We start from the raw sequence: 15,402 nt of genomic DNA, 5'->3' as shown, positions 1-15,402 counted from the left end.
ATGTTTTTATTGCTAAGCGTAAATTACTACTTTAGTGCTTAATTGTTAGATTAATAATGTGGTTTATTGTTTTATTCTTCGAGTTAAATGCTTTGGTTTCCCCTGGTTTAAGGCAAGGGTAGGGCTCAGAGAGCGAGGCTATCTAAGAGGGCGAAGAGATGTCAGATCTCAAAAAAAGCTAACGGTGGATTGTGCGAATAGCGGTAAACGTCTGCTGTCTAAACACAGGATAGTCATTAATGTAATGGGATTTTATTACCTTAAACTCGTCCCAAGTCTTGCTCGGTGTTCATGCTTTATGTGACGCTCTGTACTGTCGTTCATTGGTGTCATAGCGAGTGAAATCGTCGGCTGAGATAAAAGACCAGTAATCAAGGAGTGAAGATGACACAGCAGAATGCGTTAGGACAATTGGTCAGTAAAGGTTCGTTAATATTCTTTTGTGGCAAAATGGGCGCAGGTAAATCAACCTTATCGCGACAACTTGCAGAGGCCGAAAACTGTATTTTAATCTCGGAAGACGCATGGCTGGCGGCGCTATATCCCGATGAAATTAAAGATTTTGATACTTACTTGAGCTATTCCGCTCGCCTTAAGCCTTTGCTTAAAAAGCATGTGCAGGAACTGCTCTGTTCGGGTGTTTCTGTGGTCATGGACTTTCCCGCGAATACTATCAATCAGCGCCTGTGGTTTCGAAGCATTTTTACTGATTGCGCCGCCCATAAACTAATTTATCTTAATCACAGCGATGCGCTTTGTTTGAGTCAACTCGATAAACGCAGACAAAGCCACCCTGAGCGCGCCATGTTCGATACTGAGGCTATGTTCTGGCATGTGAGCGGTTATTTTCAGCCGCCGACTCTGGATGAAGGCTTTGTTCTTGAGGTGATTGAAAGCTAAATAGTTGAAAGCCAAGTGACTGAATAAAACAATAGGAAATATCATGTACCAAGTGCTTGAAGGCGTTGTTTCTGCCAATGATTTTGTTCGCCTACGACAGATTTCAGGTTTAAGCCCTAGACCATTGGAGGGCGCCATTAAGGCTTTGCCAAGGAGTTTATATGGCGTGCAAATAAAGCTCGCTGAGCAGACTGTGGGTATGGGGCGTGTGGTTGGTGACGGCGCGCTCAACTTCGAAATTGTCGATATCGCAGTGGATCCTGAGCATCAAGGTAAGGGATTAGGGCGGCTTATTATGCAGCACATCATGGCTTATCTAGATCGTGAGGCTTTTGAGGGCGCGTATATTACCCTGATGGCGGATGTGCCTGAACTCTATGAAAAGTTTGGCTTTAAATTTAGTCGTCCCGCAAGTGAAGGCATGTATATGGTGAAATAACGGCGCTAACCAATACACTTGTAACTTAGGCACTTATAGCTGTAGAACTCAAACAGTAGAACTTAAAACAACAATCAAAGGAAGATTACCCCATGAATACCTTACTTATTTGCTTATTTGTCGCCATGTTATTGCCATATCTTGCGAAAGGTCCAGTGGCTTGGGCTATGGCAAAGACGGGTGGTTACGATAATAATCATCCCCGTGCTCAGCAAGCACAGCTAACCGGTTTTGGCGCTCGCGCTTTTGCGGGACATCAAAATGCCTTTGAATCATTGCTGGTGTTTGGCCTAGCCGTATTAGTGGTGATTGCTACCGGCAAAGTAAATCCCACCACTGAGTGGCTCGCAATCGTCCATGTCGGCGCCCGCTTTGTGTATCACATCCTCTATCTTGCCAACAAAGGCACCTTAAGATCCCTCACATGGTTTGTTGCCATCTTCAGTGCTTTCGGGATTTTCTTTCAGGCTTTTTAAGCTTGGATATTAAAGGATCTGCGCCAGTTTTTTGATACTTTCCCGCAGATCATCAGGCGTATGAGCGGCATAGCCCAGTAAGATAGCTTGCCTTGGATAGGGCGCTTGGCAATATCGAGACAAAGGCTGTGCACCTAAACTGAGTTGGCGGCATTTATTGATCACTTCCTCTTCGGTTAAGTTGCCTTTTAGCCAACATACGAGGTGAATACCTGAGTCAGAGGTTTGAACGGACAATTTGTCGGGCAGATACTGCTCAATTGCCGCGATTAACGCCGTTTGGCGTGCTAAGCAGGCTTTTCTCACTCGGCGAACATGCCGCGCGTAATGTCCTTCGGCGATAAACAACGCTAATGTTGCTTGCTCTAGGTGAGCAGTGTGCGTATCGGCATAATATTTTGCCAACTGGAAAGCCTGTATCAGTTTAGGGGGCACCACCAAAAAGCCGAGTCGCAATTCAGGCAGCAGCATCTTGGAAAAGGTGCCTGCGTAGATCACCCGCTGTTGTTTATCGAGTCCCTGCAGTGCCTGAATTGGGCGGGCGCTATAACGAAACTCGCTATTATAGTCATCTTCTAAAATCCATTTACTCTGCTCAGCGGCCCAATCGAGTAAGGCCAATCGTCGTGGCAGACTTAGCATACCGCCGAGGGGAAATTGGTGTGAGGGCGCGGTAAAAGCCAGTTTCACTGAGGGCCACCGCTGGATCGCATCGGCAATATTTGTGCCCTCATCATCAACACTCACAGGACGAACTCGCATATTTTGCGAGAGAAAAGCACCTAAAGCCCCGTCATACCCAGGTTCATCAAGCCAGACTTCATCTCCCTGTTGGAGTAGTACCTGCGCTGTGAGGTTAATGGCCTGCTGAGTTCCATTGACTATGATGATCTGCTCAGGTGTGCAATTGAGGCCGCGGGTCGAACGCGCATAATCACTTATCGCCTCACGCAGCGGCAAATACCCCGCGCTATGGTTTGATTTACCTAAGGTTTTACGCGATTGCCGCCAAACTCGGCCTAACAGCCGCCCCCAAAGTTGGTGCGGGAAAAGATCGACGCATCCGACGCCAATATTAAACATGCTATGGCTGTGGTCCGTATTCCCCTTCGCTTTCAGTCGCGTCATTTCTATTAACTGTGGATTAATTTCTAAATCGGAATCAAAGGCTTGAGCGCTTTCTCTGGCACGGTTTGGAATATCGATCAATTCATCGGGAATGGTATCTGACACATAAGTGCCCGATCCCGGTTTAGTCAGCAGATAGCCTTCATCAATCAGGCGCTCAAACCCTTGCAGTACTGAGTTACGTGAAATCTGCATGGTTTCCGACAAGGCTCTGCTGGATGGGATCTTCATTCTCGGATGTAAACGTCCATCAAGAATGGCCTCTCTAAACGCATGATAAAGCTGATCTTTGAGGATGCCGTCTTTGAGTTGCAAGTGAGGGAAATTGGATTGAGGTTTTTTCATTTGCTAACTGGTGCTGTAAAAAATACAAAAAGTGTACCTTATGCGGTACCACAATTGAATCTAGAATCTTGCTTCAGTAAAACTGAGACCATTTACTTAATTTCAAGGAGTGCGCTAATGTCCAGCCAATCACTAACAGTAACCATTGATATGGTTAAAGAAACAGACTATTCACTCTGGTTACCACACTGGCGTGATTACCAGACTTTTTACAAAGTGGCGTTATCAGAAGCGACCACCCAAGCCACGTGGCGCCGATTCTTCGATGACCAAGAACCTATTTATTGCGCCGTCGCAAGAGAGGGCCAAAACTTACTCGGTTTTGTACACTATATTTTTCATCGTTCTACATGGGCCGAAACGGATTATTGTTATCTTGAAGACTTGTTTGTTGCCCCAACGGCAAGGGGTCAACATGTTGGAAAACAATTGATTGAGTATGTAAAGCAAGCGGCCATTGAACACAAGTGTGCGCGCCTGTACTGGCATACACAGGAAACAAATTTAACCGCGCAAAAACTCTATAACTGGATTGGTGAAAAACCGGGAGTCATTGAGTACAGAATGCCGCTGTAAGGAAGGGCCTTTAATTAACGCATTAACTGGTTAGCTTATTGATGCGTTTATTATCAGCGGCTTGATAGTCTAAAATCCTTTCAATCCTAATGCTAAAGGGCTTTTAGCATTAGGTTTTAATGCACGTTTTAATTGCGACTAATCGCAGCGATCACCGCATCGGTCAGCTCCCGAGTATTCGCCGTTCCGCCCATATCGCGGGTTAAAGACTGCTTATCTTTCAATACGTTTTCTATCGCGCTGAGTATCAGGTCGTGCATTGCGCCATAACCTAAATGTTGCATCATCATAGCGCCAGCCCAAATTGTGCCTAAAGGATTGGCAATACCTTGGCCTGCAATATCCGGCGCCGAACCATGTACCGGCTCAAACATCGACGGAAATTCCTTGCTTGGATTGATGTTCGCCGAAGGGGCAATGGCAATTGTGCCAGTGCACGCAGGGCCAAGATCAGACAGGATATCGCCAAACAAATTTGAGCCAACAACCACGTCAAAATGCTCGGGTTTCAGCACGAAATTTGCCGTCAGAATATCGATATGATATTGGTCGACCTTAACATTGGGATACTGTTTTGCCATTTCCCCGACGCGACTATCCCAATAAGGCATAGAGTGAAATATGCCATTGGATTTGGTCGCCGAGGTTAAGTGCTTTGCCTCGCGGCTTTGGGCTAAATCGAAGGCATATTTTAAGATGCGATCTGTGCCACGACGGGTAAAAATACTCTGCTGGGAGACAATCTCATGTTCAGTGCCTTCATATTGAATGCCGCCGACGGCGGAATATTCGCCTTCCACGTTTTCACGTACTACATAAAAATCGATATCGCCGGGCTTTTTACCCGCGAGTGGGCAGGGCACGCCTTCAAATAACCGAATAGGCCTAAGGTTCACGTATTGCTCAAAGGCTCTGCGGATCGGTAGCAGCAATCCCCAGAGTGAAATATGGTCGGGAACTCCTGGAAATCCAACAGCGCCTAAGTAGATGGCATCAAAGGATTTTAGTTGCTTAAGTCCATCCTCTGGCATCATGCGACCGGTTTTATGGTAGGTTTCACAGGACCAGTCGAAGTAGGTCCACTCAAACGCCACACCTAAGATTTTTCCTGCGGCTTCGAGTGTGCGTATCCCTTCGGGGATCACTTCAGTACCTATGCCATCTCCGGCAATTACGGCGATTTTTACCTTAGACATCTTCGACTCCAATAGGGGATTTTGCGTTTTTAGTATGTTATTCCATATTCGTATCGTGTATGAATAGGCTAAATGTTTTGTTAAGGATTACGAATCGTGAGTCAACTGCCGCCACTTGAAGATTTACGGGTCTTTGTTATCGCCGCAACAAGCGGGGGATTTACAGCCGCTGCGGAGCAATTATCTTTTTCTCCAGCGTATGTGAGTAAACGCATTGGTCTATTAGAAAAAGCGCTCGGAGTGCGCTTGTTTCTGCGTTCTGCCAGACGTGTCAGCCTCACCTTAGAGGGCAAGATTGCCTTGGAATGGTCCGAACGTTTGCTCGATACCATGGAGCAAATGAGCCTTGAAATTAGCTTAGAGCAGCAAGTGCCACGGGGGCGATTACGTATTGCAACTAGCACAGGATTTGGCAGCCACTGTATTGCGCCGATTATTTCAGACCTCGTGTTCCACTATCCCGAATTAGAAGTTGATTTAGAGTTGCTCGACCGCCCGGTCGATCTGGTCTCTGAAGGTTTTGATCTGGAGATCCGTGTCGGTGGCGAATTGCCACCGCAAATGATAGCTAAGCGTCTTGCGAGTAATTATCGGGTATTGGCGGCATCGCCGACCTATATCGACACGCATGGCATGCCAAACAATCTCGCGGCATTAGCCGAGCATAAGTGCATAGGGATCCGCGAGCGCGATCAAAACCATAGAGTGTGGCGATTGGAAAGTGCGGCTGGCATAGCCTCGGTTGATTTAGCGGCTTCCTTGATGACCAATAATGGCACAGTCGCTAAGCAGTGGTGCCTTAAAGGCCACGGTATTATGTTGCGCTCCATCTGGGATTTACAGCAAGATTTCTTAAGTGGCAGATTAGTCAGATTACTCCCCGAGTATCATCAATCCGCTGAAATTCATGTAATTTATGCTTCACGATTAGAAACGTCTGCCAAACTTCGCACCTGCGTCGCCTATCTTGAAGAGGCATTACCTCGTTTTGCTGGCACTGGAATAAGTTGATTTTATTTCGCCAAGCTCTATTGGCGAGTGAACGCTCGCTATTTTCATATTGAGTTTAAATAAATCAAGGTGTTGGATTTAATTGCTGACATTGGGTCAAGAGGCGGCCAAGAAGACGCTCGTCCTATTCTCCTTAAAAAATGATCGTAATAGGTCATTTTGTATATCTATTAAGCAAACTGTCAGGTTTTTACTGTTACCTTACGCCCCCGATGTATTGGCTAATCCCATTGCAACCGTTTTACCTTAGTTAAAGAGATACCATGTTTATAAAGTTTAAGCTTCCCGTTGCTATGCTCGTACTCATTGCTTTGTCTGTTTTATGCTCTTCGGTGTATGTGCAAGAAACGCGAGTAACTAAGCTGATTTCAAATAGGCTGCCAGTTGATGCTCTTGGTTTTCAGTCTCAGACGGCTTCCAATTCTTTAGTTGCCAGTCAGAGTGCTCAGCATCATATGCAGAGTTTGCCAAAACTGATGACGACTTCCTTGGTGCAAGCGAATCAAGGTGCTGTTGCAAATCCAACGGTTGCTGAACATTTCTCATCCCCAAAAATGCTTGAGCAGTCATCCTTAGACAATCCAGAGGCTAAACAACTGAGTCTGAATATCAGTTCTCTCGATGAACTCATGGGCTTGTTTGACTCGCTTAATTACACGCCAGAAAGCTTTCGTGATGGTAATAAATCGGTCCCTAGATTGACCTTTGATGCCGTGGGAGAGGGCTGGAGTTCAGTGTCAAGCCAACTCCCGGTGAAGCAAAAGAAAATGGTGTTTCTTAGAATGATTGCCCCTTTAGTCTTATTGGCGAATGAGAAAATTTTACAAGAAAGACAGGTCATTATGTCTGCCCCCCTCGATGATATTGCGTTATTAGCCTTAGGGGTAAAGTACAAAGTAATAAGCAGTGAAGATAAACCGCTGTTAGAAGCCCAAAGACAAATGCTACTTGAAAGGGTGGATATCCTGCCGCCATCGTTAGTGTTAGCTCAAGCGGCAAAAGAAAGCGGTTGGGGCACATCGCGATTTGCCCGTGAAGGTAATGCATTATTTGGGCAGTGGGATTTCAAGGGTAATGGTATGGAACCTAGGCAAAAGCGCCAAGGTTTAGGCAATTATGGTTTAGCACGATTCGATACACCATTTGCTTCGGTGGAAGGGTATTTGTTGAATTTGAATACCCATAATGCTTATCAGAAGATGCGAGATTTTCGTGCCCAATCAAGACAAGCTAATCAAGCTGTGACAGGCTCTGCACTCGCAGGGACGTTAGACCGATATTCGGAGCGTGGGCACGCCTATGTTGAGGCGATTCGTCAGATGATCCGTACTAATAAGCTATATCTGGTGGATGATATTTATTTAAGTGATGACGCGCCATTACATCTATTAACAAGAACAAACTAAGTGATTGGTAAAATAACCATTTTTACTTAGCCTGAATAAAGCGCACTTAAATTAGGCTTATATCGGTCAATTTAATCAAGGGCATCCGCATTACCCTATATCCCAATTTTAAACTTTACCTTTTTGCTGGTAATTGTCTTCAAGGTCTTGAGTTAACTATTAGGATAAAAGGATAAGCAGTGCCTGATGTTCGATATTAATGTTTACCTTTCTGTAATCGCATAACTTCCATCTGTGTTATAGCGGATGATAAACCCCTTTTTCTCACCATCGTGGTAATACTTCAGGGACAGTAATCGATCCTTGTTATCGATTTCATATGTCCAGCCACGTTGCTCATTGTCGCTGTAATTGGACAGTGAATAACCGCCATCCTTCTTGTAGCGGATGCTGATTTGACTGTCTTGCCCCTGTTCATTATTTTGCAGCTTTTGGACATGTCCCTCTTCATCGAATTCATATTCTTTGATGAGGTTGCCATGATGGTAGTCAGAAAATTTGTATAATTTTCCTTTACTATCATAATAATATTGTTCCCCATGCTTAATTGACGGCGTATTTCTAAAGGGGGGATTCAGTATGTCCTTACTGTCATTGCTATAGGGATTTTCTCGCATTATGCACTCGTCCTGAGAGGGCTTGACGGGCAAGGTTTCGTCATATTCATAATGACTTAACTCCATAAGCCTATGATTGTGGTTAGGATCAAAAATCGCCTGCATGCCATGGTACTCACCTTTGCGATAGTGCCTAATGCCACTGGCAACATCCTGTGCTGAGTACCAAATACTCTGACCATCGAGCAGGCCCTGCTTATAATGCTTATTGGCAAAGAGCACATTTTCATCGCTGATTAGTTTTTCTCCACCTTCGCGTAATCCATTGAGATAAGTCACTTCGATCCGTGATTTCTTGTCAGTTTTAAATACCCAAGGGCCAGTGCGCTTGCCATCAAGGTAAGCCCCGTTACCCACATAGTTGCGGTATTCGCCAAGCGAGACTTTATCTACCCAAGGGCCATGTTTAATGCCGTTTTGATAGTGACCTTTATTGCCATTGCTCTCAAGCCATTCACCGTCTTTGACACCATTGCGATAAATGCCTTTTTCAGACAATCGCTTATCACCTGTGCTTTCGCCATATTCGGGCTCATAGATTTCATAGGGGCCATCGAGCACTCCTTGATTGTAATGGGCAAAACCGTAGTTATCTGCCTCATCGAACATGGACTGTGCAATCCATTTACCTTGCTTTTTACCGTCAAGATATTCACCTTCCCAATAGCTTGCTTGGCCGTCAGCCTCCATCCATTTACCGACTTTTTTGCCTTGTTTGTACTGACCATTCAACATGATATTGGCATTACGGTTATCGTAGGCGATATAGGGGCCATCGAGCACACCTTGGGCATAATGACTTTCAAGCGCAAGTCCAGCCCAAGAACCACCGAGATTCATATAATCATAAGCTGGGCCCGTTTTTGGGATTTCACTCTCACCGCTGTTTAGCCAGTTCACATCATCGGCTTCAAAGACAACGCTCACCAACACAAAACTGCCCTGTTGTTCGCGATAATCATTGCGATAAAAGTGGGTCACTAAGCTGTATTGATGCTCGTGGCCTTGGGCATCTTTATCTTTGCGGGTGAGGGGGTAACGTAATTTATATTCGTCTGCGGTTTTCACATCGGCGGGTAAACCTTTAGCATTGCGATAGCCGATTAAGGTTGGTTTGAGCTTGGTTGACCCATCGATAATCGCTTTAATGGCGGGATCTTCTATCGCCTCAACATCATAGGTCATGCGATATTGCTGCGGCGGAATTTGGTTTAACACTTTGCGGATGTCGCTGACGGTAAATGACGATAACGTCGGGGCGACTTCATCCAGCACAACTTGAAGGCGTGGCAGCTTAGTGAGCTTTGAATCCTCAAAACCATAACCCCGTAAATGCTGACCATCAGCATCTTTAAGCATGACCACGACTTCTTTGTCGCCACCCTTATCAAAGTCACAGTAAAAAACGGCCACAATTTCAGCCGCACCATAATCATCGAGATGTACGCCGGGCGCATCGCCGTCGGACATTTCGCTCCACACTTGATTGTCTTTTTGGTGAAAATTAAGCCATTGGCCATTCGGTAAATCGACAGTGGGATGGACGGCTTTGCCCGCAGCGCTTGCCGCAGGAATAACCATTAAAGAGGATAACAACACCATGCCCGCTGCAGTGAATAAACTGCGAATCGAAAGTTCCATTTAACTACACCTTTTATACCGATAACTTGCGCCTCATGCGCACCAGTAAACGGGCCGAATTTTATGCGAAGACAAGCACTTCAGGAAGTAGCTGATACAAAAAAGGCCGCAATAGCAGCCTGTTAAGATCCAATATTTAACAATCAGCGATGGTATATAGCATTTATTTCGCGGGTGTCTTTTAGGATAATCATTTAGATTTCTTTGAAAACGGGTTTTAAAAGAAAATGAGCTAAAAATATTACAATAACAGCTGCTTAAATTTAATGGAGCACTGAAGCAGTGCTTCAATTTTGCTTTGTTTCGCTTGTTCTGAATCTACATACCCAGTGGTGTAAAACGTTATTTCTGGATCGAGTATCGGGCTACACGCTTGGTGTTCTATTTTCAATAATGAGTGCGTTCGATTAGCAATCGCTAATCCAGAATCAATGACGGTAACGTGGTGGGGAAGGGCATTTTTGATTTCTGCATTGATAAGTGGAAAGTGAGTACAAGCCAGCACTAATACATCGGTATTAAATGCATCGGGTTTGCTAAAAATACGCTGAATTTCTTGAGTTACAATGTCGGGATCAAACCCATTGCCGAGAAGTTTTTGCTCTGAGGCGAGAACCAGCACTTCAGAGTCTTCTACTAAAACCTTACATTCTGTGGCGAAATTCGTGATCAGCATCTTCACATAAGCTGAGTTCACCGTGGTGTGAGTGCCAAGTACCATCACTACCTTTGATTTTGATAACGAAGCGGCGGGTTTTATCGCAGGGACAACGCCGACAATAGGTATATTGAGTTCAGTACGAAGTAAGTCTAGCGCAATGGTACTCGCTGTATTGCAGGCGATAACGATGATATCGGGTTGAGTCAGTGAGCTTGCTTTGGATATAACGTCTAAAATTCGCTTTTTTAGTATATCGTGAGGCTTTTTTCCGTAAGGGAAAAAGCCAGCGTCAGAGACGTAACTCAGCCGTATGTTGGGGATTCTCTTTTTTATTTCGGCTGCGACAGTCAGTCCACCCGAACCTGAGTCAAAAACTAATATTGAGCTATCCATTGCACCTACCTTCACATAATCAACACATTTAATTTTGCCATAGACACAGGAGCGTTAGTCGAATTGGCATACGTCTTCAAGAGGCGCATTTTGCTCTTTCAGCTTATTTTGATCAATGAGGATATGTTTGGTTAAGACTTTTTCGTAAACAAAAAATCTTTTGGTGAGTTAATGCAATCTACCGCAGGGTGAGATCATGAATACTCAGTTTTGTCCGCAGTTTAGTTTGGATGCCAACTTAATCCTTCGTGCGTTTGTAAATATTGCTGGAGCTTTAATTCCGCATATCCATTAAGCACTATCATTCCAGTGACACGCAGCAAGTCCGTCCCTTGATGCTCGAGCATGGAATCTGCTGTATTAGGACATAATAATGTCGCGATCACATGGATGTGAATAAGCGAACATGCCACGGACGGTCACTTCCATGATAGTGCTTAATTTGGGTTAATCCCTGTGTATGTCAGATGGTTGATTCTTAAAAAATTCATGGCTGTCCGCTTTTTTTACTGCCATGCGTGGTAATACGCAGTTCAAGGCCGATCTGAGTTGGGCAATAGAATTTATTACCACCAAATGTTATCGCAGCAAGCAGTCAAAAACAAAGCACGACAATAGCTTAGAGGTGATATGGGCACATTTAGATGCTTAAGGTACAGGCTATGAACAATGGATGTCTTGATAATATTGATAATAAAGCAGAAAAAGAGTTATGGGAGTCCTGACTTTCGCTTATATGCTCAATGCCTAGCCTAGCCTAGCCTAGCCTAGCCTAGCCTAGCCTAGCCTAGCCTAGCCTAGCCTAGCCTAGCCTAGCCTAGCCTAGCCTAGCCTAGCCTAGCCTAGCCGAGCAAGTCGAGTCTAGTGACCAAAAGAAATCGAGCTTGGATGAAAACCGCATTTCTTGAAAAGATATTAATGGCTGGGCTTGCCAAGGCGGACAAAATATGAACATTCACGCGATTACCCTGGGAACCAGACGAGATAAGTCTGGTTCAGTGAATTGCAGATTTAAATTTTATTTATTTTTTACCATGATTAATTGACCATCTTTATAAACCTCTTCAGATGCTAATTGCCCATCGTCACAATAGCTTTTAAGGACTCCTTCTAATAAGTCATTTTTATAAGTCCCTTCCTCCATCAATTGACCACTTTCATAATATCGCTTATATGGACCTTCTTTTAGATTATTTTCAATAATTGCATCACAATTGACCTTTCCATTTTCATAATAATGTATAGAGTGGCCATTTTCCAAACCACTATTATACGTCATCTCCCACCACAACTGACCACTTTCATAATAATATCTAGAAAGGCCTTCCTGCTTACCATCCTTACAGAAAACCACTCCCCACAATTGACCATTTTCATAATATGATTCACAAATTCCTTCTGGAAGTCCATTTTTCTTAGTTCCTTTTCTCAATATCCTCCCACTTTCATAATATCTATTATAAGGACCATCTTCTAATCCATTATTATAATTCCCTACAAGCCTTACAGCGCCATTTTTATAAAATATCTTGTAAGGGCCTTCTTCTAATCCATTTCTATAACTTCCTTCCTTCTCCACTCCGCCATTTTCATAATATTTTTTGTAAGGGCCTTCTTCCAACCCATTTTTATAAGATCCTTCGAACAATAGCAAACCATCTTCATCATATGTTTTAAAAGGACCGTCTTCTAGGCCATTTCTATAAGTTATTTCCCTATATCCGTCACAATCATCACTTTCATAATACCTTTTACTTTTCCCAGTAAAAGGTATTTGTGTATCTATTTCATAATAGATCCCATTTATATTTTGCAATTGATTAAAATCTATTTCCTTCATCGATAACTCCTTTTTTATCTATAATTCTCAATGCTCTCACACCTACCATCGGTGTTTTTCAAGGTAGTAGGCACTCCTTGCTCAAATATTATGCTTCAAGCTGAGCTTGCACTAAGGCCTCGGGTGTCGCTATTTTTGCGGTTAAATTACTCAAAGTGATTCCTTACTGAAATGAATTAGCTCGAAATGGATTGCTGTGTCGGGAGGGAAAGAGTGCTTGTCGTCGCGCTACTATCATCGCCATGACTGCTTTCTTTCCCTCTAATATTTTCTCAGTTAAGTACACTATTCCAATAGCTTAAGCTGTGTCTGTCCCCATTGCGTGGCATAGGGCATGGCTTCTTGCGGGCTGAGGATAAACTCATTTTCACAGCCATCGCCGCGGGGCGTTTCCCAGAATTTGATGCCCTTTGGCTCAAGGGTGAGCTGGTAATATCCCGAGCCGTCTGATGTGGGGCATTCTGCGTCCGGTGCTTTGCCAGCAAACAATTTGTCCCTTAATGCAGGGGGTAAAGGATGACTCATACCCTCGAGCATACTTTGTGGTTGAGTATCGGCGAGAAACCATTGCCATGGGTGGAAAGGTTTGCCGTCGTTAAGGGAGAAACTCACAAATTCTTGGCTGATACCATTGGCGCCATAACCTGCCGCCCAGCGATATAGGCGCACACTGAGCCAATGCTGATTAATAAAAATCGGTTCGGCAAAGGTTTCGTCAGTTGCAAAACTGCCCATTTGTGCCAGCATTCTGCGGCGAGTGTCAAAGGTTTGTGCTAGTTGGACTTCATCGGTGAGCTTATGTTCAAGCCATTGATTAATTGCCAATATACCCGTTTGTGGGCCTTTAAATTCGATACCTACATCTGTGCCAAACGTCAGCGGGCGATACTCAATATTTTCGTAGCTTTGCCATTTACCTCGGCTGAGTTTTGGCGTGGTTTCTAGCGGTAGATTGTAAGCATCGGCACCACAATCCTCAACCTTATCAGGGCTGATTTCTCGCTCAAGTTGCACTGGTAACGATTTACTCGCGGTATCTTTAAACCAATGGCCGCTCAGTTTTTGTGGCGTGACACTATCAAACTGCCAATTTCCGGTATTGCCTTCTTCTTTCCACAGTTCATCTTGCTGCTCGAGTTTTATCGGCGTTAAGTAGCGTTGATAGTAATAACTGCCTGTTCCATATTGATTAAAACAAATTCTGACCTTGCTTTTACCTAACTGTCCCTGCCAGATCCCTGTGAGTTCATTGGCCGCAAAGGTCGGCAAAGAGATCGTGGCGGTCAGCAACAGGCTTGAAGATAAAACGGAGAATAACATCCTTGTGGGCATACTGATTTTCTCTTAAAAGGTGATAACTAAGGGCCGTATTCTAAGCGCAGGATACTGACCGATTGTGGATTAAAAATCAAAATCTGATAAAAAAGTCGCCCGTAGGCGACTTGATGTTAAAGACTTAAGGCTTACTCAACTTGCCAATCAATGGCTTCTCCAGCACGAATAGGCACTACGTTAGTATCGCCAAGCGGATAAGTGGCAGGGACATCCCATGACTTTTTGACCAGCTTGATCGTATCGGTATTACGTGGCAGATGGTAAAAGTCTGGTCCGTTAAAGCTTGCGAACGCTTCGAGTTTATCCAGCGCATTGACCGACTCAAATGCTTCGGCATACAGCTCAATGGCGGCATGAGCCGTGTAGGAGCCCGCGCAGCCACAGGCCGCTTCTTTCTTATCCTTGGCGTGTGGCGCTGAATCTGTACCGAGGAAAAACTTCTTGCTGCCGCTTGCTGCTGCACCTAACAACGCCTGCTGGTGGGTGCTGCGTTTTAAAATTGGGAGGCAGTAAAAATGCGGACGAATACCGCCAGCCAGCATGTGGTTGCGGTTATACAGTAAATGGTGGGCTGTGATAGTCGCAGCCACATTATCTGAGGCTTGAGTGACAAAATCGACTGCATCTTTGGTGGTGATATGCTCAAGCACGATTTTAAGCGCTGGGAAATCGGCGACAATTTTACTGAGGATATTTTCAATAAAGACACGCTCGCGGTCGAAAATATCAATGGCTGAATCTGTGACTTCACCGTGGACTAAAAACAGCATGCCGACTTCTTGCATGGCTTGGAGTACGGGATAGATGTTTTTAACATCGGTTACGCCGGAATCTGAGTTAGTCGTCGCGCCCGCTGGGTAGAGTTTAGCGGCAACAATTTTACCCGAAGCTTTAGCCTTGCGGATTTCATCTGGGCTGGTTTTGTCGGTTAAATACAACACCATCAAAGGTTCGAATTGTGAGCCCGCGGGCACCTGCGCTTTAATGCGATCGTAATAGGCCAGTGCGGTTTCGGTATCGATAGCGGGGGGCACTAAGTTTGGCATCACGATGGCGCGGCCCATATAGCGGCTGATATCGCGTACTGTATCTTTAAGCTGGGCGCCGTCTCTTAAGTGAATATGCCAGTCGTCTGGGCGAGTGATTGTTATTGTGGTCATAGGGTTTGGTCTTTTGATCGTTTTTGCTGCGAGGGTGGCGGGATCTTATGTGGCAAGGATTTTACTGTAAAGGGAAACTCGGCTGTTTTGGTTAATAAATCTAGATTCTAGACCTTAGAATCTAGGAACTGCTTTTTTCAATCGGACACTTTTCATTTCACTGCTGCGGACACTTTTAAATAAAAGCCCCAGTGTCCGCGGACACTTTTATCTGCGATTTTTTATTAAAGTTATGAAAATAAATGATTTTACTTGTTTGGCATAGGCTTTGCTAACTC

13 protein-coding genes are annotated in these 15,402 nt (G+C 44.6%); 6 read left to right on the top strand and 7 right to left on the bottom strand.

Features of this window, described 5'->3' with window-relative positions:
- Positions 1 to 384: 384 nt before the first annotated feature.
- The 3 genes from L5M40_RS03870 (at position 385) to L5M40_RS03860 (ending at position 1,815) form a co-directional block, all read left to right on the top strand.
- Positions 385 to 900 carry an AAA family ATPase gene (locus tag L5M40_RS03870; RefSeq protein ID WP_263175786.1) on the top strand — a complete coding sequence of 172 codons (516 nt, stop codon included), beginning with the start codon at positions 385 to 387 and terminating at the stop codon, positions 898 to 900.
- 43 nt (positions 901 to 943) lie between these two features.
- On the top strand, positions 944 to 1,339 hold the full coding sequence (locus tag L5M40_RS03865) for a GNAT family N-acetyltransferase (protein WP_028759277.1): 396 nt from the start codon (positions 944 to 946) through the stop codon (positions 1,337 to 1,339).
- Positions 1,340 to 1,431: 92 nt separating this feature from the next.
- A complete protein-coding gene (locus L5M40_RS03860) occupies positions 1,432 to 1,815 on the top strand; it encodes an MAPEG family protein (protein ID WP_263175783.1) in 384 nt (127 codons plus the stop codon).
- 9 nt (positions 1,816 to 1,824) lie between these two features.
- On the opposite strand, the gene L5M40_RS03855 is transcribed toward L5M40_RS03860, so the two are convergent.
- The gene (locus L5M40_RS03855; RefSeq protein ID WP_263175782.1) at positions 1,825 to 3,288 is read right to left on the bottom strand and encodes a PLP-dependent aminotransferase family protein; all 1,464 of its coding nucleotides are present in this window, start codon (positions 3,286 to 3,288) and stop codon (positions 1,825 to 1,827) included.
- A 117-nt stretch (positions 3,289 to 3,405) separates the two neighbouring features.
- Here L5M40_RS03855 and L5M40_RS03850 point away from each other — a divergent pair, with 117 nt between their 5' ends.
- A complete protein-coding gene (locus L5M40_RS03850; RefSeq protein ID WP_263175780.1) occupies positions 3,406 to 3,864 on the top strand; it encodes a GNAT family N-acetyltransferase in 459 nt (152 codons plus the stop codon).
- A 128-nt stretch (positions 3,865 to 3,992) separates the two neighbouring features.
- Here the strand turns inward: L5M40_RS03850 and L5M40_RS03845 are convergent, their stop codons facing one another.
- The gene (locus tag L5M40_RS03845) at positions 3,993 to 5,060 is read right to left on the bottom strand and encodes a tartrate dehydrogenase (protein WP_263175779.1); all 1,068 of its coding nucleotides are present in this window, start codon (positions 5,058 to 5,060) and stop codon (positions 3,993 to 3,995) included.
- Between the two features lie 96 nt (positions 5,061 to 5,156).
- Between L5M40_RS03845 and L5M40_RS03840 the strand changes: the two genes are divergently transcribed.
- Both L5M40_RS03840 and L5M40_RS03835 read left to right on the top strand, forming a co-directional pair.
- Positions 5,157 to 6,071 (top strand): LysR family transcriptional regulator, encoded by a 915-nt coding sequence (locus L5M40_RS03840; protein ID WP_263175778.1) that lies wholly within the window; start codon positions 5,157 to 5,159, stop codon positions 6,069 to 6,071.
- Between the two features lie 263 nt (positions 6,072 to 6,334).
- Positions 6,335 to 7,477: a glucosaminidase domain-containing protein gene (locus tag L5M40_RS03835; protein ID WP_263175776.1), complete on the top strand. Its 1,143-nt coding sequence runs from the start codon at positions 6,335 to 6,337 to the stop codon at positions 7,475 to 7,477.
- A gap of 203 nt (positions 7,478 to 7,680) precedes the next feature.
- Here L5M40_RS03835 and L5M40_RS03830 read toward each other — a convergent pair whose 3' ends face one another.
- The 5 genes from L5M40_RS03830 to pyrC form a co-directional block, all read right to left on the bottom strand.
- The gene (locus L5M40_RS03830) at positions 7,681 to 9,735 is read right to left on the bottom strand and encodes a toxin-antitoxin system YwqK family antitoxin (RefSeq protein WP_263256266.1); all 2,055 of its coding nucleotides are present in this window, start codon (positions 9,733 to 9,735) and stop codon (positions 7,681 to 7,683) included.
- Between the two features lie 241 nt (positions 9,736 to 9,976).
- On the bottom strand, positions 9,977 to 10,789 hold the full coding sequence (gene murI, locus L5M40_RS03825; protein ID WP_263175773.1) for a glutamate racemase: 813 nt from the start codon (positions 10,787 to 10,789) through the stop codon (positions 9,977 to 9,979).
- Positions 10,790 to 11,807: 1,018 nt separating this feature from the next.
- Positions 11,808 to 12,629 carry a toxin-antitoxin system YwqK family antitoxin gene (locus tag L5M40_RS03820; RefSeq protein ID WP_263256264.1) on the bottom strand — a complete coding sequence of 274 codons (822 nt, stop codon included), beginning with the start codon at positions 12,627 to 12,629 and terminating at the stop codon, positions 11,808 to 11,810.
- Positions 12,630 to 12,914: 285 nt separating this feature from the next.
- Positions 12,915 to 13,961 (bottom strand): hypothetical protein, encoded by a 1,047-nt coding sequence (locus L5M40_RS03815; RefSeq protein ID WP_263177429.1) that lies wholly within the window; start codon positions 13,959 to 13,961, stop codon positions 12,915 to 12,917.
- Between the two features lie 131 nt (positions 13,962 to 14,092).
- Entirely contained in the window at positions 14,093 to 15,124 is a 1,032-nt protein-coding gene (gene pyrC / locus L5M40_RS03810) for a dihydroorotase (RefSeq protein WP_263177431.1), read from the bottom strand.
- Between the last annotated feature and the right edge of the window lie 278 nt (positions 15,125 to 15,402).

Source organism: Shewanella sp. SM68, assembly GCF_025653925.1.
GTDB classification, from domain to species: Bacteria; Pseudomonadota; Gammaproteobacteria; order Enterobacterales; family Shewanellaceae; genus Shewanella; species Shewanella oncorhynchi.
This window is presented reverse-complemented; position numbering and strand designations above follow the sequence as displayed.